Origin of the sequence: Bacillus sp. FJAT-26390 (assembly GCF_001682865.1) — a bacterium.
Taxonomy (GTDB): domain Bacteria; phylum Bacillota; class Bacilli; order Paenibacillales; family Paenibacillaceae; genus Pristimantibacillus.
Window position 1 is genome coordinate 131228 of sequence record NZ_MAQX01000034.1, and the last position, 18885, is coordinate 150112.

Sequence of the window (18885 nt, forward strand, 5' to 3'; positions counted from 1 at the left end):
AAACAAATATAATGTCGAATATCGTTGTATGATGCGAATAACGAATACAACCACCCTTAAATATATAGCTACCATCCTATTATTCCTTAGCATACTCCTTGGCCTGCGCTGGACTTGGTCTGAAATTTTTTCGGCAACAGAGCATTCCCATGCTGTCGATGGAATACTTGATCTGCGCGGACGGGACTTATCGAATACGCCAACAATCCCCTTGGACGGCGAGTGGAAGTTCTACCCTGAAAAATTCGTTTCCCATCGGGATGCGGCGCTAGAGGAAAACCAATCTCAAAATATCCAAGTTCCGGGCGACTGGGGACGCGTATTGGCAAGTGGAACAGGCTCTTCTTTTGGCTACGGAACTTACCGGTTACGTATTCTAGTCGACCCGCTGGAGGTTCCAGTCGCCTTCTGGCTGCGAGGATTGCAATCCGCTTCTACTGTGGAAATAAACGGGCAAGTTGAAAATGATTTCGGAAAAACTGCTGATAACGCTAAGGCGCATATACCCAAAAATTTTTCTTACACCGCTTCCTACGCTGCGCTTGATGTCGATGAGATTGAATTGCTCATTCGAATATCTAATTTCGAGGATCCGTACAATGGCGGCATTTTGCGCTCCATTCGTTTTGGCTCTCAAGCAGCAATCGATTATGTTCGCTGGTACTCGATCGGGTTTCAATTGGTCATGCTGATTACGCTAATGATTCATGGTGTATATGCTTGCATTCTTTATTTATTCAGCCCTAGAGAAAGGGCTTTGTTCTTTGCAGGACTGCTGACGCTGGCTGTCGGGATTTCGATTGTCGCCGGGCATGATAACCTGCTATTGCTCTGGCTGCCGATCAATTATACGTGGGCGCTAAAAATCAAACTGCTCGCTCTCGTTTGGCAGCCTTTTTTCATACTTCATATCTTCACGCGATTCTCTTCGTCTCCTCCAAGGAACGAATGGCTGCGGTTATACACCATGGCGCTTATTTCTTATTCGGCATTTCTGCTCGTTGCGAATGCTCCATTCATAAATGGGTCCGTCGAATTTAACGTTTTTTCCGCTTTTTATGTTATACCTTTTGCTTGGTTTGTATATGTCATAGGAAAGATGGTTTTCAAGAAACAAGCCGACATCGACGCTGTTTTCCTGCTCTTATCCGCAGCCGGCATCATGTCTAACTTTCTCTGGAGTCTATGGAATTCATATAGAGAGGTTACTGTCGTCTATTACCCGCTTGATATCATCGCAGCCATTATCGGTTTTTCTGCATACTGGTTCAAAAAATATTTCCGTCATACCAAAGAAAACAACAAGCTGAACGAGCAGCTAAAAAATGCCGATAAGCAGAAAGACCAATTTCTCGCCAATACGTCGCATGAGCTGCGGACGCCGCTTCACGGTATTATCAATATTGCTCAATCTGTTGCAGCCAAAGAAAAGGAAACCATGGATCCGGGCAGCTTGAAAGACATGGAGCTGCTCATCACCATAAGCCGCCGTATGTCGCATATGCTCGGTGATCTTCTTGATGTCGCTCGGCTCCAGGAGCATCGTATCGTATTGCAGAAAGAGCCGGTAATCATGCAAGCGATCGTTCCCGGCGTATTCGGCATGTTAAGATTTATGATCGATGGCAAGCCTATAAAGCTGCAAATCGATATCCCGGAATCCTTGCTTCCGGTAATGGCCGATGAGAAAAGACTCGTGCAAATCATTTACAACTTGGTGCATAACGCCTTGAAATTCACTGAAAAAGGGTCGATTACCGTATCCGCCGAGGCGAGAGATGGCCATGCGGTCATCCATGTTTCGGACACGGGCATCGGCATGAGCGGGGACACGCAGGCTAGAATCTTTCTTCCCTATGAGCAAGGAGCTTCAGGCATAAGCGATGGCAGAGGAATCGGGCTTGGTTTGAGCATATGCAAACAATTAGTAGAGCTGCACGGCGGGACATTAACCGTTCGATCCGAAGAGAGCAAGGGCTCTGTATTCAGCTTTGATCTGCCGCTCGCTAACTCGTCAAACCTGCCACAAGCTCTAAAGCAGCTAAATACGGAAGAGACGGCTGACAACATAAAACATTTGCATGCTGGGCTCGTTTTTCCGGATGACGGGAGCCGCGAGTTGGCAGCCGCCAAGCTTTATGATCCGCTCCTGCAAGACAGGAAAATCAATATTCTTGCGGTCGACGACGACCCAGTCAACCTTAATGTGCTCGTTGGCATCCTATCAACGGATTCGTATGCCATTACGACCGCTCATTCAGCCCGCGCAGCGTTGGAATTGCTCGCCACAGGACGATGGGACTTATTGATTGCCGATGTCATGATGCCGAATATGTCAGGTTATGAATTGACGCAGAGAGTCAGGGAGCATTATTCCGTATCGGAGCTTCCGATTTTGCTGCTGACCGCGCGCAGCCAGCCCGCTGACATCTATACCGGTTTTTTGGCAGGCGCCAACGATTATGTAACCAAACCTGTGGATGCATTAGAGCTCCAATATCGAATAAGGGCGTTAACTACGCTGAAGCTATCCATAAATGAGCGTCTGCGCATGGAAGCTGCCTATCTACAGGCGCAGATTCATCCACACTTTTTATTCAATACGCTTAACTCGATTATGGCGCTAAGCGAGATCGACTCGGATAAGATGCGAAAGATGGGCGATGCCTTTGCGTCCTTTTTGAGGATAAGCTTTGACTTTCTCAACATGGAGGAACTTGTCGAGCTCGCCCACGAACTGGAGCTTGTCGAAGCCTATTTGTTCATTGAGAGAGAGAGGTTCGAGGACAGATTGTCGATCATATGGGAAGTTGAGCCCGGCATCAGCTTGCTGCTGCCTCCGCTCTCCATACAGCCTCTGGTCGAGAATGCAGTTAGACATGGCCTGCTTAGCCGGTTCGAAGGCGGAACCGTTCATATTCGGATTGCTCGGAGTGAAAACGTTACGCTTATCGAGGTGAAAGATAATGGAATCGGAATGGCCGAGGAAAAGATCATTCAATTGCTTAGCCCGCTCATGAGAGGGAAAAGCGGTATCGGACTTGCCAATACGCATCGCCGTTTGACGCAATTGAACGGCCAAGGCTTAACGATTGCCAGTAAGCCAAATGAAGGCACAACCGTATCCTTTCCTATTCCGAACAAATAAAAAAGGCAGCGTGGATTTGCATGAATCCGCATTGCCTTTTTTGCCTGCTCAGCTCGGCTGCCCCTATCCCAGCGCTCTATGCCTGCTATTAATCGAAGTAGACCGGTTTTCCGGTTTCTGCCGATATATATACAGCTTCCAGAATAGCGGATACAACCATCGCTTCTTCGGGTTTAACGAGCGGCTCGGTATTATTTACGATACTATCGATCCACTGCTTCGCTTCATACTCGAAATCCGTTAGATTCTCTCCCCTGAACTGCTCTCTGGCGTTCGGATTTACGTCGATCGTATTAATGAATAGGCTGCCGTCTCTTTCGCCGTTAATCCGCAGACCGTCGTTAAAATCAGCACCGCCCTTCGTTCCACAGAGAAGCGAGCCGTCCGTCTTGGCGACATTAAGCGCCCAGCTGGTTTCAATCGAAACGACGGCGCCATTTTTGAATTTCACATAACCGAAGGCGGAATCCTCCACTTCAAACTGCTTGGGGTCCCATGAACCCCATTCGTTTGCCGCATTTTCCGTATCCTTCAATTTATGAAACACGCTGCCCACGACGCTCTGCGGCTCATAATTGTTCATCAGCCAGAGGATGAGATCGAGGGAATGGGTGCCGATGTCGATCATCGGACCGCCGCCTTGTTTTTCCTTGTCCAAAAACACGCCCCATGTGGGAACGCCTCTGCGCCTGGTTGCGACCGCTTTGGCATAATAGATCTCGCCGAGCTCATCGTTTTCGATCATCTTCTTTAGCAGCAGCGACTGCGCTTTGCTGCGGTTCTGGTAGCCGACCGTCAGCTTTTTCCCGGTCTTCACATGAGCCTCGTACATCGCTTTCGCTTCGGCTCCCGTCTTGGCCATCGGTTTCTCGCACATTACGTGCTTTCCGGCTTCCATCGCATCGATGGAAATGACGGCATGTGAAATATTAGGCGTCAACACATGGACCACTTCAATATCTTCCATGGCGAGCAGCTGTTTGTAATCGGTAAATACTTTCGCGCCGGGCACGCCATATTTCTCGGCGCCTTCGCGCGCTCTTTCCTCGATCAGATCGCAGAAGGCGACCATTTCCACATTTTCTATTTTAGCTAAGCTTGGCATATGCTTTCCGTTAGCAATCATTCCGCATCCGATTATAGCTACTTTGACTGTCCGCATCGATCAATTCCCTCCCGGCTGCTTGAATTCGACCGTTCTTCTCTCGCGATGGGCGATATATGCCGTTTCAAGCAGCTCCGTCAGCTTCGTTCCATCCTCCAGCCCGAACGGCATCGGACGGTCGTTCAAGATGCCATCCACCCATGCTGTCAACGGAAGCGGCTGCTCCTTTGGCAGCTGGCGGGGAGCAATCCAGCCCTGCAACCGCGAATCCAAATGTTTGGAAGCGAGTTTAACGGCATCCCCAGAGATGATCAATGTCCCTTCCGTGCCGTACAGCTCGAATGCCGGCGGTGTAAGGTAGGTGACTAGGCTTGTTTCCAGCAGCGCGATTGCGTTACCTTCGAACTCAATCGAGCATTGCGCATGATCTTCGACGGCCCTGCCCGTAAAATAACCAAACATGGATGTAATCCGCTTCGGTTGACCGAGCAGCCAGCTTGCCAGATACATGGGGTGGCATCCGAGATCCATCATGGCTCCCCCGCCTGCCTGTTTCTCGTCGTACCAGTATTCAGGCAGCCAATTATTTAATGCCCCGTCATGGCCGTTCCGAATGCGGAGCAATGTTACCGCGCCGAGCAGCCCATCATCCAGCAGCTGCTTCGCGAACAAATGATGCGGCCTAGTACGGGCGGGAAAAGAAATACAAAACTTGACGCCCGCTCTCTGGACGGCCTCCGTAATCTGATCGCATTCCGCCACGGTAAGGGCCATCGATTTCTCCGTGAAAATATGCTTGCCCGCATTTGCCGCCGCAATCATCACTTCGGCGTGCATGCTGGTTGGTGCATCGATGACGACGGCATCCACGTCCTCCCGCTTCAGCAGCGCATCCAGATCAGCTTCGAAATCAGCGCCAAGCTGCGCCGCCCAAGCGCGCCCCCTGTCTGTGACTTCATCCCATACGGCCGTAATGTTTACGTTTCCAAGCGATTGCAAATGACTAGCGTATCCTTCGGCATGAACATGCCACTTACTGATCATTGCGACATTCAGCATTCGAGTATCCCTCCAAATCATTATTCGAATCAAACCTGATTGCGTGAAGAGTCAGCTTGTTAATCCTTGAAGGCCGTGTCCGGGTATCCGGCTCCGAACGGAGCGTCTGGCCGTTCGTACTCTCCCGCCAAGTAACGGCGTACCGGCGTGGTATGCTCCAAATAGTTCTTGTCGTTCGCAAAACGGTCCGAGAATCGCACCCAAGGCGGACTGTAAATATAATGCGCGGTATAACGATCATAGTCTCCGTCATGCATGTATGTACGATGCCAGACGGCATTGTGGAACAGCAGCACGGAGCCAGCCGGAGCACAAATAACATGTCCGATCGGCAGATCGGATTTGTCGCGGCGAATATTTTCCGGAAGCGGCACCTGCGATCTGTGGCTGCCCGGTATCATTTCCATGTTGCCCATCCTCGGCAGCGATTGATCGGTGAGCAGATAGGAGGCGCGCAGCTGCAAAAGAGGTATCGGATAAGCTAGATGCTTAAAATCATAGGCTCCTGAGCCGTCTTGATGCCACCCGCCCGCATCCCCAAATGCCGGCTGCTTCGTACACCAAGCGGATTGAAGAATGAAACGGTCGCCATAAAGCCCCCTTACCTTTGGAAGCACAGCCGGATGGTCAATCAAATTGTCGAGCGCTTGCTCCGTCTCAAAACCTCGCCCAACCTGTGCCCAGCCCGTCGTCCCCGCTTTCTCGTGGAGGCGGATAGAAGCCTCCAGACATTCGTTCGCTTGTTCAGCCGATAATACGTTCGGAATAATAAGATATCCCCATGAATCAAACATAAAACGGTCAAGCTCCGTGAATTCACCGGGGCTGGATATTGCATTAAGCCCTTGGCTTAGCTCAGCAGTCATGCGATAACCTCCTGTTTAAATAAGTGGGTGCAAAGCATCCTAATACAAGCTGCATATCATATATGTAAAATATGAACAGCATCTTGATTACATGCTAAAAAAACAGAATTATTCCTATTAATTTTTAAGTTAAGTTAAAAAAACAGTGATCGAGCAACATTTTTTTAGGATGCATACCTTTGAAAAAGTGATTTCGAGATTATTAAGCTTGTACTGCCCGTACACATCTCAGAATCATATATGTTAAATATATATTAACAATCCTGTTCATTAAGCAGAGCTGCCGAGCCGTCTCAAGGAAAAAACAAATAGCCCCTCATCCAAAGGGACAAGAAGCCGTGTTATTCATTAAAAATAGAAAAAGCCCCGCCGGCCAGCCGTGTTCGCTCATCTGATCATGAACGTTTTTTCACTGTCTGCCATATGGGGATGATTAATATAAGTGCGCATAGAAACGTTTGTAGCTGCGATTCATCTTCATTCAACCAGCAGAGCACGGTCCGTAGATGCCCGCACTACCAGTTCCGTCCGCAGTGCGACGCGGCTCTTCGCAGCCGAGGGCTCCTTGCCGAATTGCTCCAGCAGCAAATCGACGGCGGCAGCGCCCAACTGCTCCATCGGCTGGGCAATCGAGGTGAGCGGGGGATCGGTGACCGAGGCGAGAATCGTATTGTCAAAGCTGACGACCGACAGCTCGGAGGGAACACGGATTCCCGCCTCCTTGGCCGCCTGAAGAGCGCCTACGGCAAGCAGATCGTTGCAGCAAAAAATCGCGGTCGGCCGATCGCTGCCTTCCAGCATGACCGCAGCCTCGCGTTTTCCGTCCTCCATCTTGTGCTTGCAGTGCCGTGCAAGACGCTCCGGCAGCTTGATGCCGTCTTCATGCAGCCGCTCCCTAAAGCCTAAAAGCCGGTCCCGGCTGCTGCTGAGCGTCATGCTCTCGGACAGCACAGCCATGCGGCGATGTCCGAGCTGAAGCAAATGCTCGGCCGCTGACCGTCCACCCTGCCAATCGTCCGCCACCACCGTATGAACCGGGTAGGCCGGCAGCTCGCGGCCGATGGCCACGACCGGCATGGTCTCGCTGAGCTCGCGCAAAGTATCCGCGTTCCCCATTCCCGTGCCGATCATAATGCCGTCGATCCGCTTTTGCTTGAGCACCGAAATATATTGTTCAATCCGTTCATCCTGATTATCCGTACTGCAAATAATAACGCTGTATCCGAGCTGATGCCCCCGGTCCTCGACCGCTCTCGCCACTTCGCCGTAAAAAGGATTCGCAATGTCCGGGATAAGCAAGCCAAGCGTAAAGGTGTGCTTGCCAGTCAAAGCCGAAGCGATAACGCTTGGCTGATAATGAAGCCGCTCCATGATGGCGTGTATTTCACGCCGCCTCTCCTGGCTTATTTTCCCCTTCGCGTTGATCACCTTGGATACGGTCGCTATAGATACGCCAGCTTCGCGGGCAACATCGTAAATTGTCGCTTTCATGTGCATTCCTCGCTCACTCAAGTCGTCCTAATACCTATTATGCTTGGAGGAGGGTACAATTGGCAATGACAATCACGCATGGCTATCCATGTCCGCGATGTCAGAGATGATGCTTTACCTTAATGACGCTCCCATGCCGCCTGTCCGGCAGAAAAGTCATAAGATGCGTAACGTTTTCCCAGTGAACCAAGTCTTTGGAACGCATAGCCCCGTACTCCCGAAAGTGGAACAAATCGTAAAGCATGATCCATTCCCGCTCGCCGCTGCCGTTCACAACCTCATACAGCGTAGGTCCTTCGGAAAGAGGGGGCGTAATGAGCCCGGAAACGCAAGTCGGCTCAGGCCGGCCTGCTGCATGTTTGCCGAAGGAGCACGAGCGAATCGCCTTGTAATCCGTGTCCGGATCATTGCCGCCGCGCTCATCCTTGAATAACATCAAATACTGCTCGCCCAAATCCGCTACCGTCGCGTCTATGACATTGTATCCCGGGTCAAAATAAAGCTGCGGCGCCGTAAACCGCTCGAAATCATCCGTCAGCACCGACCAGATGCGATGATCGCGGACCTTGCCGATCCCCGGCTCCGCAACGGTAGAGGACCAAAAAATCCGATAAGCGCCCTCCGCCTCGTCGAGCATCATTTCAGGCGCCCAGCAATTCCGTGTTCCGGCTACGCTCGCCATTACCGGCAGCGATTTGTAGCCTTCCCAGCGAAGCAGGTCGTCCGACCACGCATATCCGATCGAGCTCCCTTCCCAGCCGTCCGTCCAAACCGCATGAAACCGTCCAGCCTTATCCTCCATTACAAAAGGATCGCGTATTATTTTCCCGCCGGTATCCATGCTTTGAAGCACGGGGCTGCCGCCGTTCCATTCCTTCCACGCATAGCCGTCTTCGCTGACAGCGAGATAAAACGATTCGTCATCCGTTTTGAAATACGAGAACAAATACATCGTCTCTCCCCCTACGAATTCCGCTGCTGCGGGACTTGAGCGTTAGAGAGGACTTGCCTCGCATCCATCTGATTCAGCCTGCTGATCTCCACCCCCGCCAGCATCATAATGCCGATGCCATGGTTATCATTAACGACCGTGCGCAGCTCGTACATGTAATAGTCCGGGGAAAAAGCATACCGCGACCCGCTGCATACGCCGTGCACATTGCCCTGCCTGTCGATCGCCCCGCCGGTTAGACCCTGCCATGCTTTATGCGCAGCGGCGGCGTAGCCGTCCCTATCCTCCAGCCAGCCGAACCGTACGCCCCTGGCAAAAGCATAAGCGAACATCGCGGTACAGGAAGCCTCCTCGTAGGCTTCAGGCTGGTTAAGCACCTGTCGCCATAAGCCCGATTCCGCTTGCAGCGCCGCGACTCCCGCGCACAGCTCCCGGAACATAACGAGCAGCGCCTCCCGGTCCGGGTGGTTGCCGGGCAGCTTTTCCAGCAGCTCGGACAAGGAGAACAGGCACCAGCCGTTGCCGCGTCCCCACGGCATACGGGTAGCTATGCCATATTTAAAATCGAACACATGCGACATGATGCCTTCCGGCTCCATGAACAAGTAGCGCTTGTACAGCAAAAACTGCTTCGCCGCTTCATCCAGCGCTTCCTGCTTGCCGGTTGCCTCCGCGTAACGGATTAGGAATGGGGCGCTCATGTACAGATCGTCCGCCCACATCGTATCGGCCGAATATTCGCCCGGACACAGCCGGTAGAATGCTCCGTCCGGCCTCCGCTCCAGCTTCTCCAGCATGAACTCCGCGATGACATCCGCTATGCGCACAAAGCTTTCGTCCCCTGTCTGCAAATATGCTTCAAGCATAGCCGACCCGAACGAGCCGCAATTGTCCAGCATCCGAATCAAAACGAGCTGGTGGTTCACCGAAGGAAAGCCGTATTCGTCCCTATCCCATAACGAATACTCATACATGTCCGTGCAGCTGCGGATATGGCTGAGCGCGTAATCGGACAAATCATTCCGATTAAGCTCACGGGCGGTCCGCAGCAGCCCATACATCGTTACGCCGAGCGGGTAATCCCAGCGCCCGTAATTGGTGGCGCTGCCCGTCGTCCATTTATTGCTCAGCATCGCGTTCTCATAGTAAGGCCGCACCCTTGTTTGCGGGGCATCGAGCAGCCAATACGTATAACCGGCAGCCGCTCCTTCGGAATCGACGGCAGCATAAAGCGCAGACGTTGTGCATACCGCCTGCGGGTCAGGCTGGGCTGCCGGATCCAGCGGCCCGGCGTACAGCCATGCGCCTTCGCCTCCGTGGATAGCAGCAGGCAGCTCCAATTGGAGCTGCTTCCCGCAGGCATAAGCGCTGCATGCAAACCCCCAACCAGCATGGCTGCTTACATTGTGCACCAGCAGCTCGCGAAGCCCCGGGGCAACGAATACTTCGATGCGGTAAGAGCCCGCAGACGCAAGCTCCGCCGCTTTCCTTCCGTCCACCCATATGGAGGTCGGCCCTAGAGCATGGCCTTCCAGCACGACGGACTCCGCCTCAGCCGGTACCTGCAGCCTGCTCCAGCCGTAAGCCGCCGCAGGTTGAACGGGTAAGCCGAACAATCGCTCGCCGTTTGGCCGCTCTGCTTCCTCCTCCGTCCACTTCAGCCGAGGCTGCCAGCAAAGCCCGGTTTCTTCTTCTGCCCGCTTGAAATCGGGAAAACCATTTTCCGTCCCGAATATCCGGTTTTTCGCTGCTCCTGCGAACACCCAGCCCGCATTCCCCGTCCTGCCTGCAAAGGGAGCAAGCACCTGCATAATGCGAACCTTACCCTCGTCCGCTCCAAAACGGCAGCCGAAGCCGGCAGCCGTCTTTCGCGCCTCTACTAGGAAAGCGTTCCAGCCTTTGCGCAGTAAGAGCGGAACGACGGCGCGTGCGCCAGGCTTAAGCTCCTCTACCGCATTCGATCGGTACAGCTCCTCTTCATTGACGTACAGCCGAGCAGGGCCAAGCGGCTCCATGATGCCGTCGAGCGAGCGCTCGTCATCGCTCCATACAAGCCCGAATGCGTAAGCATAGTCGCCGATAGCTGCTCCCGGGAGCTTGAGCGAGAAATCCATCTCGTACAGTCCTTCCCGCGTTTGCAGCACACCCGATTTGGCAAAAGCCCGCAGAGCGAAGGGAACGGGCGGATTGGCGCCGGCGTACCGGCCTGCGAGCACCTCCAGTATGCGGCGCTCGTCGTCGCCGTATCCGTATCGCGCGCTTTCCCGCGCTTCCATATATGCGGTCATGTTCTCACTCCTCCCGTTGGCCCTCATTGATGTCCTTGCCGGACAGCCTGATTTCGAACGTCTTATCATATGGCGTCATTACATTTACAAGCAGTGTTTGGCAATTCGCGGGATAGCTTGCATTGTTAATAGCCTTGGCCCTGTGCTCGTGCGAGCCCCCGTCCAGCTCAATCCAGTCTTTACCCGCAGTTAAGCGGGCTGTCCCCTCTTTCCAGAACAACGTTCCAGCGGCTGCAGGCGCTATTCCCTCGCCCGATAGCGAACCTTCCATATGGCATACGAATGAGATTTGCGTCATCAAAATTTCCGGCTGCTCGCAGCGGACGCGAATGCGCCAGCCATGCTCGCTCTCCGTTAGCTCAACCTCGACCTCATGCTGCTGCTCGTGCGTGACTTCCCTCAAATGATGCGGCAGCAAATACCAAGGGCTGACCGGCCCGCTGGCGGTTTCCGGCAATTGGCTCTGCGCCACGGGACCGTAGTATCCCTTCCGCTCCGTCGCCGTTAAACGGTAACCGGATTCCAGCTCTTCCAGCTGCTTCAGCTTGACGAAGCCAGGCTCAAAGGATGTGGCGATTTGTACCGCAAGCAGCCGCGCCGCGCCGTGCCGCAGCGCAAAAAACGAATTCGTCTCGGTTATGACGGTCGCGCTGGTCGCCCCGCTCCTGTGCCGTGCTACGGGAGCGCCAAAGTCCGGATGTAGCCGGCTGTGATAGATTTTGCCTCCGTGTCCGGCCGCCTCCATTCCGCTCAAATAACGCTCGCGCGGAAAGCTGCCGTTGATGACGACCCGGTAGTTGTCCGGCAGCTCTGCCCGCTCGACCGAACTGCCTCGAAGCTCCGGATAACGCAACAAGCCGAGCAGCGCGTTATTGGGCAAGCCGCCCGGATGCGTCAGCGCTTCGCCCGCAAGCGCGGCGATAGCTTCAAACAGCGGCTCATTGTCGAGGCTTGCCATCAGCTTGGCCGAAAGAAAATAAGTGCCCATGTTGTAGGTGCTGCCAAAATCTTGGCGGCCGGAATAATCCGTCACCACTTCGCCGTCCGGATGAATCATATACGCCATCATCCGCAAATTACGGCGCACAGGCGCAAGCAGATCGGGCCGGTCAAATAGCTCCGCCGCGTAAATAAGGACGATATCGCTCACGGCATTGTATATGCCGTTGCTCCGCTCCGTCCACTCCCCGTCCTCCGTGCAGTCGATTCCTTCCGCGAGCCACTGCTCCGCTCTCGCCTTCAGCTCCGGCTGACCAGTCATTTGATACATAAACCCGAGCGCCGCCGTAATGACCCAGCGGTGATTCGGGGTGTGGCAGCCTCCCGTCAGCAAGGCAGGAATCGTTCGCACAAGAAATGTCCGGATTCCCTCCGCCGCTTGGCGCAAAGGCTCCCATGCATGGCCTGCAAGCAGCTCATGGACTTGCGCAAGGCCGCTAACGACGAATGCGGTATCCGGCGGCGAGTGCATATTCGTCCATGGCGGTGATATCGTGCCGTCGGCATGTTGGAACCGCAGCATGTACTGAGCGCTCAGCTCCAGCCGGTGCAACAGCTCTTGATCATGATAAAACCTTGAATCCTCGTTGGTAATTGCGGAAGCCCAAAAAGCCATAACCATCGGGGTTCCGCCATGGCTCGGCCATGCGATGCCGTTTGCGGGATCAATGACCCCGCCGTAAAACCGGCTATCGCAATCGAGCACCTGATGATCCATTCCGTCTTGCACACAACCGTCATTGATAGAAACCAGCTTGTCGTAAATGTCCATTCGTTCTCCCACTCTTTCCTCGTCAGTCGTTTTTCGCCTTCAAGCTATATCTGAAGCACTTAACCCTTCACCGCGCCAAGCATTACGCCGCTTACGAAGTAACGCTGCAGCCACGGGTAAACGATTAGAATCGGCACGGTCGCGAATATAACGCTGGCCGCTTTCAAGCTTTCCGGGACGACGGTCGCCATTTGCGCGCCTTCCATTTGCAGAAGATCGGTAATCATGTTGTTTTGAATGAGCTGATAAAGCTTCAGCTGCAGCGGATAAAGCTCCGGACTGTTGATGTACATGAGCGTGTCCGTAAAACCGTTCCAGCGTCCCACCGCATAAAACAGGCTGAGCGTCGTAATGACCGGGAGCGACAAGGGCAGCATGATGCTCAGCAAGGTCCGAAAGTGGCTGCTGCCGTCAATTTCCGCAGACTCCTCCAAGCTTTCCGGAATGTTATTAAAGAACGTAATCAAGATGATTAAATAAAAAGGGTTGATCAAACCGGGCAGCACGAGCGCCCATATGGTATCCAGCAGATGCAGATTCCGGATCAGAATATATTCGGGGATGATGCCGCCGCTGAAAAACATCGTAACGACGACGACGATCATAAATACTTTGCGGCCCTTCAGCTTTTTTTTGGACAGCGGATAACCGATCGCAATCGTCATAATCATGCTGAGCACGGTGAACAAGCCGGTCAATAGCAACGTAAACCCAAGCGAGCGAATCATCGACGCGTCAGAAAACACTTTGACATAAGCTTCAAGATTTAAATCAACCGGAATGAGGCTCACCTTACCGGAGAGAATCGGACCAGCCGAGCTCAGTGAAATAGCTGCTATATGAAGAAATGGAGCCAGACATATCAACGTGCAAACGAGTAGAATGATAAAGTTGGCGGTATCGAATACGCGGTTAGCGGTTTGCTCTTTCATAGCGTCCGCTCCTTTCAAATGATCGAATTCAGGATGGATCGTTTGCTGCGATCGCTTCTACATGATGCCTTCGTCGGTAAGCTTCTTCGACGTATAGTTAGCTCCGAGCACGAAGACAAGACCTACGACCGCTTGGAATAAACCGACAACCGTCGCCAGCGTGTACTGGCCTGATTGGAGTCCGATTCGGTACACGAACGTACTGAGCACGTCAGAATATTCGCGTACGGCCAAATTGCCGATGACATACGGGCGTTCGAAGCCGATAGAAATCATATGGCCCAAATTAATGATGAGCAGCACAACGATCGTCGGCTTAAGGCCTGGAAGCGTAATATGCCAAATGCGCTTCAGCCTGCCTGCTCCGTCAATGCCGGCAGCCTCGAACAGCTCCTTGTTGATGCCGGTAAGGGCAGCCAAGTAAATAATCGTCCCCCAGCCGGCGCTTTGCCACACGCCGACAAGCAAATAGGTAATGAGCCAATCGTTTTTGTCTGTTAGAAACGGTATAGCGTCAAAACCAATCGACGTAATCAAATTATTGATCATGCCTGATTCCGTGCCGAACACCTGATAGACGATTCCTCCGATAATGACCCATGAAATAAAATGCGGAATGTAGAGTATCGTTTGCGACAGCTTCTTGAACCACAGCGTTTTCATCTCGTATAACATGATGGCCAAAATAAGCGGCGCTGGGAACGACATGAGCAAATCCAGAAAATTAAGCATCAGCGTATTGCGCAGCGTCAAATAAAAATCGCGCATGCCGAAAACTTCCTTGAACGCCTCGAAGCCGATCCATTCACTTCCCGTTATGCCCTGAAAGAAGTTAAAGTCTTTAAATGCGATTTGGATTCCGTACATCGGTCCGTATTTGAAAATAATGAAATATGACAGCGGCAAAACCAGCAGTGCGTACAGCTGCCAGTATCTGCGGAAATAGGCGGTATTGCTCATAGCGGTCTCCTCCTTATGCATCGGTTTGGCGCAGGAACGAGGAAGTTGCTTTTCCTCGTTCCGTCGCCGCGGCCCATTTTGCTCAGCGCATTATTTCGCCTGCATCTCTTTGTAAACAGACGTTCTCTCGTCCAGAATCGCCTGGCCTCCGCTTGCCATGTAGTCCTTCATCATCGTTTCATAAACGCTGTCGAACTGCTCCGTCTTCGCCATCGTTGTCTTAACGATCATCTCATTAAATTTGTCGAGCAAAGTGGTGCCATATTTCGTTTGCGCCTCGATCGGTCTGTCCATTAGCACGGGCGGAATCACATCGGAATTCGCTATCTTTTGCGCAGCTTCCACCTGCTCCTGGAATTTCGTCGGCATTTGAAGCGCTCTCGCCTTCAAGTTTTTCTCCATGCTGCCCAGCTGCTTGCCGTTTGAGATAATAACCATGTCGCCTACATTGTACATACGGTTCAACGCTTCCTCGGTCGGATTTTCAACAACGACCGGAATTTCGTCGACCATCGTATAATTTTCGCCCTCAATGCCGTTTTGCAAATTGAACAAATTATCGCCGCTCGTCATCCATTCCAAATATTTGACGGCCTCGGCCGCACGCTCGCTCGATTTTGGAATCATGATGTAAAGACCGTTCGGCGCGTACATCGGCTTGGCATGTTTGCCTTCTTCATTGGTGAATATGTCAACGGAAACGAGCTTCGCGTCAGGAACGTTGCTCAGCAGCGTATCGTTAGAGCCGTTCTCGTAAAATGGATTGATATCGTCCTCGCTAAAGAAGCCGATCTTCCCCGTGGACACGCCTTCACCCAGTTTTTTCTTATCCTTGTCGAGGCCAAAATCCTTGCTCATCAAACCTTCGTTGTACAGCTTGTTCATAAATTGCAGCGCATCTTTAAAGCCCGGCAGAAGCGTCGGATAATCGTTCGAACCAAGCTGCTGCGTCAGCGTATATTTTTGTTCCTCCGACACCGGCTTAATGAAAGACCAAACCAGCGGCTCGTATTGAGCGGACGCGATCGTCATGCCGAGTGGAATAACCTGTCCGCCCGTTGCGCCCGGATCTTTCTCCTTAAACGCTTTCAACGTTTCATACAGCTCTTCTGTCGTTTGCGGAACCGGCATATTCAGCTTATCCAGCCAGTCTTGACGGATGAAGGACGCGTATTTGCCTACATTCGACCGCTTTGCAGGAATCGCGAACTGTGTGCCTTGGAACTGGCCGTAGCCGAGAACTTCATCGCCCAGAAATGCTTTCAAATTCGGCGCCTGCTCAAGAAGCGGTCCGATATCGGTCAAGCCGCCCTGTTTGGCGTAACGGTTAAATGTATTCGGATCATAAGTAAAGACGATGTCCGGCACGTTGCTGCCGCTGGCCATCAGCACATTCAGCTTCTCGACCTCCTCCGAACGCGGAATCGGTACAAACTCCATATTAATGTTGTTCGGATCTCCGAAATTCTTTTGAATAAATTTCGTCATGTAGTTGTCCGTAATCGTGGAGCCGGCCGGCGAGTTGCCTCTATCGAACACCTCAACCTTAAGCGTTACCCGCTCCTTTGACGCTCCCCCATTCTTATTACCTGATGCTTCCTCTTTCGAGTTTGCCGAGTTTGCCGAGCATGCCGTAAATAATAAGGAACAAGCTAAGCCAATCGCCAAAACCGCTTTCTTCTTACCCAACATTCCTCTTCCTTTTTTGCTTCCAATCATCGTTCCAAGCCCCCTCTATGAATGATGTAACATTGTACCGGGCAGGCCGCTCGACATTTCAGGATAACGCTTTCAGAAATGCTGCTGCAGCCCGATTCGGAATGACCACAGTATGGCATGGCATCCGAAGAGGCAGCAATAAACTAGTTTCCAATCGATAAACTCCTGCTTCTTTTCCCATTATCTGTATACAATGACCGTAGTCGTGCAATAAACAATTTTCAAATATCCTCGGTATGACGGGCTTTTCCGGGCTTAATCTTCAGCTTTCTATAGTCTCCCGGCGTTACACCGGCGATTCGCTTGAACACGCGGCCGAACGTAATCGAATTCGCATATCCCACCTGAAGGGCAATATTTTGCACCGACTCCTCGGTAGTCGCGAGCAGCTCCTCCGCCCGCTCCATACGAAGCTGAACGATAAAATCAACAAACTTCATATTAAATTCTTCTTTGAATAAATAGCTGGCGTATTTGCCCGATATATGGAACCGGTCGCTCAAGTGCTTTAACGATAAATCCGGGTTCTCGAAATTCTCCTCGATATATGCCTTCAATTCGTTTATCATTGCGCGATGGTTTTTCGTTTCGCTGTGCGCGACATAAGTGCGGTATATATCCGTCAGCCGCTCAAAGTAATAAGCTTTTAATTCGTCTAGCGTCGCGGTATCGTCGGCTTCACCCTGCTTGGCCTTCGCCTCTGGACCTTTGAAATGGCTGTGCAGCTCGTCGGACATATCCGACAGCTCGCTCCCGAGCATATCCATCATCGTCAGCAAAACCATCCTAATGTCCTCATCCTTCAGGCAGTCTTTCTCCAAATGCTCGAACAATCTCTCCAAATGCGCACGCCATTCGCCCGTTAAAAGCCTGAATTCCTTGACAAGCCCGGAGCCATGCTGCAGATAGGCATACCATTTCCGGCCTGCTTCATCCGGCAGATCCTCGCTCATCACGACCGATTGTTTGCCGAGGGACATCTTATGCAGCAGCACGTCAATTGCCGCCTTATAAGAGAGCCCGACCTTCTCCCATTCCCGTTCCACATGTCCGACGCCAAAAAGCAGCGACAGCCGCAAATGCTCAGCCACCCAAATCCTGCCTTTATCGGCGAATTCACGAATTTTCTCTCTTGCGGGGACACTTCCGCCGCTTAAACCGACGATCATCCCCATCCGGTTCTCCGCAATCCACTCCGCCCAGCCGTACATGCCGTCCGCTTGCGCCAGCTCCTGAAGCACGTTGGTTAACGCAAACTTCAACGTATGCTGGTCCCGCGTTGAAAAATCGCTGCTAAAATCGCGATAGCGCCCGATCTCAACGACCACGAACGCCAATTGCTGCGGCTTCTCGCCTGCCGGAAGCAATCCCAGCTTCGCTAAACGTTCCGAAACCTTTTCTGGGCCGCTGCCCTGCATCATATCGTGGAACAGCTGCCGCCGGCTCACGAGCAGATTTTCGCGCTGCTCCTTCTCGAAATCAGCCGTTTGCTGTATGAGGCTCTCCAGCGTATGGTCGATCATGGACAATTCGTCCATCTTCAGTCCAAACGCATCCTCCCGCAGCTGTATCGATTCGATTCTGTTCATCATGACCCGGATCGGCTTATAGTTTTTTCTTGTTATATAAATGATGTAAAAAATAGCAAATACAACGGTGAGCAGGCCGATTACAACCCACACATACGAGATGACCGACACCCACATGAACAGCTGTCCTGCGGCAATGCCGCTCTCGAATGACCAGCCTGTCAGCTCCACGGATAAGCGGTTCAGCACTTTGCCGCCCTCCGCATTGCCGGATTGACCTGCCCCCCTTGTGGAAAACAACGGCGTCCCGGCCGCGTCAAGCACATCTACGAAGGAGACGCCCCCGTTATTCATCGACCTGATCATTTGCTCGACCGCGTACATATCGACGTTAATGACGACGAGACCCTCGGTTCCGAATGGCAGCGGCTCTCTTTTGTAAATGGAAATTACGCGTTTATCCTTCTCCGTGCTGAATTCATGGTAGGGGCGCACGATCGACCAACCATGGCTGTCCGGGTTCGCCAGCGCCTGCTCAATGAACGCCTTGTCTGCGAACGACTCCCAGCCCACTTGCCCGCTGCGCGTCAGCACCTGCTTATCCTCCGTACGATACACATAAATCGAATCCAGCAAGCTGTCGCTCGCGGTGAGCGTGCGCATGCTATCGACGACATCGAAGATCACCTGGCTGTTATCGTCCGTTAGTCCAATATTCAGAAAATCGCGGTATCGATGGTTTTTCCCTATCTCTTCAAGCACGTCCATCTCGATATCCTTGAGGGAACGGGAAAGCCTGTCCACCATATAGCTGGTCGTTATCCGGTCCGCCTTGACCGTTTCCTTGTGCGAAATATCATTGACAACAATAAAGGACAAAAAGATCAAAATCGTCACCGTAAACAAAAAAATCGGGAAATAGGAAAGCAGCATGCGGCGGTACCAGTTCCTCTTCATCTCTATCACTCCTTGTATAAAAGCACGAATGCCTATTCTTCAGAGAAAGCGCTTACCTTGCTTATTTTAAGAGATTATACACGAGTATTCAATGACAAGCGCAGCCAT

The 18885-nt window shown here is 52.3% G+C and carries 12 protein-coding genes; 1 reads left to right on the forward strand and 11 read right to left on the reverse strand.

From position 1 onward, the window contains the following. Positions 1-31 precede the first annotated feature (31 nt). Positions 32-3148, forward strand: coding sequence for an ATP-binding protein (locus A7975_RS27630; protein WP_141680445.1), 3117 nt, complete (start codon positions 32-34; stop codon positions 3146-3148). A gap of 88 nt (positions 3149-3236) precedes the next feature. Here the strand turns inward: A7975_RS27630 and A7975_RS27635 are convergent, their stop codons facing one another. From A7975_RS27635 to A7975_RS27685, 11 genes are all read right to left on the reverse strand, one after another. Continuing rightward, the gene (locus tag A7975_RS27635; protein WP_053371908.1) at positions 3237-4310 is read right to left on the reverse strand and encodes a Gfo/Idh/MocA family protein; all 1074 of its coding nucleotides are present in this window, start codon (positions 4308-4310) and stop codon (positions 3237-3239) included. Between the two features lie 3 nt (positions 4311-4313). Further along, positions 4314-5312, reverse strand: coding sequence for a Gfo/Idh/MocA family protein (locus A7975_RS27640; protein ID WP_065387289.1), 999 nt, complete (start codon positions 5310-5312; stop codon positions 4314-4316). Positions 5313-5371: 59 nt separating this feature from the next. Beyond that, positions 5372-6178: a phytanoyl-CoA dioxygenase family protein gene (locus tag A7975_RS27645; protein ID WP_065387290.1), complete on the reverse strand. Its 807-nt coding sequence runs from the start codon at positions 6176-6178 to the stop codon at positions 5372-5374. A 477-nt stretch (positions 6179-6655) separates the two neighbouring features. After that, positions 6656-7669, reverse strand: coding sequence for a LacI family DNA-binding transcriptional regulator (locus A7975_RS27650; protein ID WP_065387291.1), 1014 nt, complete (start codon positions 7667-7669; stop codon positions 6656-6658). A gap of 100 nt (positions 7670-7769) precedes the next feature. Next, positions 7770-8621, reverse strand: a complete 852-nt coding sequence (locus A7975_RS27655) for a glycoside hydrolase family 43 protein (protein ID WP_065387292.1) — start codon at positions 8619-8621, stop codon at positions 7770-7772. Between the two features lie 11 nt (positions 8622-8632). Then, positions 8633-10909 carry a glycoside hydrolase family 88/105 protein gene (locus A7975_RS27660; protein ID WP_082198499.1) on the reverse strand — a complete coding sequence of 759 codons (2277 nt, stop codon included), beginning with the start codon at positions 10907-10909 and terminating at the stop codon, positions 8633-8635. Between the two features lie 4 nt (positions 10910-10913). Then, entirely contained in the window at positions 10914-12680 is a 1767-nt protein-coding gene (locus A7975_RS27665) for a hypothetical protein (RefSeq protein WP_065387293.1), read from the reverse strand. 59 nt (positions 12681-12739) lie between these two features. After that, complete coding sequence (locus tag A7975_RS27670; RefSeq protein ID WP_053371915.1) at positions 12740-13612, reverse strand: carbohydrate ABC transporter permease; 873 nt, start codon at positions 13610-13612, stop codon at positions 12740-12742. A gap of 57 nt (positions 13613-13669) precedes the next feature. Beyond that, positions 13670-14572 (reverse strand): ABC transporter permease, encoded by a 903-nt coding sequence (locus tag A7975_RS27675; protein WP_053371916.1) that lies wholly within the window; start codon positions 14570-14572, stop codon positions 13670-13672. Positions 14573-14662: 90 nt separating this feature from the next. After that, positions 14663-16291, reverse strand: coding sequence for an extracellular solute-binding protein (locus tag A7975_RS27680; RefSeq protein ID WP_065387294.1), 1629 nt, complete (start codon positions 16289-16291; stop codon positions 14663-14665). A 221-nt stretch (positions 16292-16512) separates the two neighbouring features. Continuing rightward, positions 16513-18777, reverse strand: a complete 2265-nt coding sequence (locus A7975_RS27685) for a helix-turn-helix domain-containing protein (protein ID WP_065387295.1) — start codon at positions 18775-18777, stop codon at positions 16513-16515. Between the last annotated feature and the right edge of the window lie 108 nt (positions 18778-18885).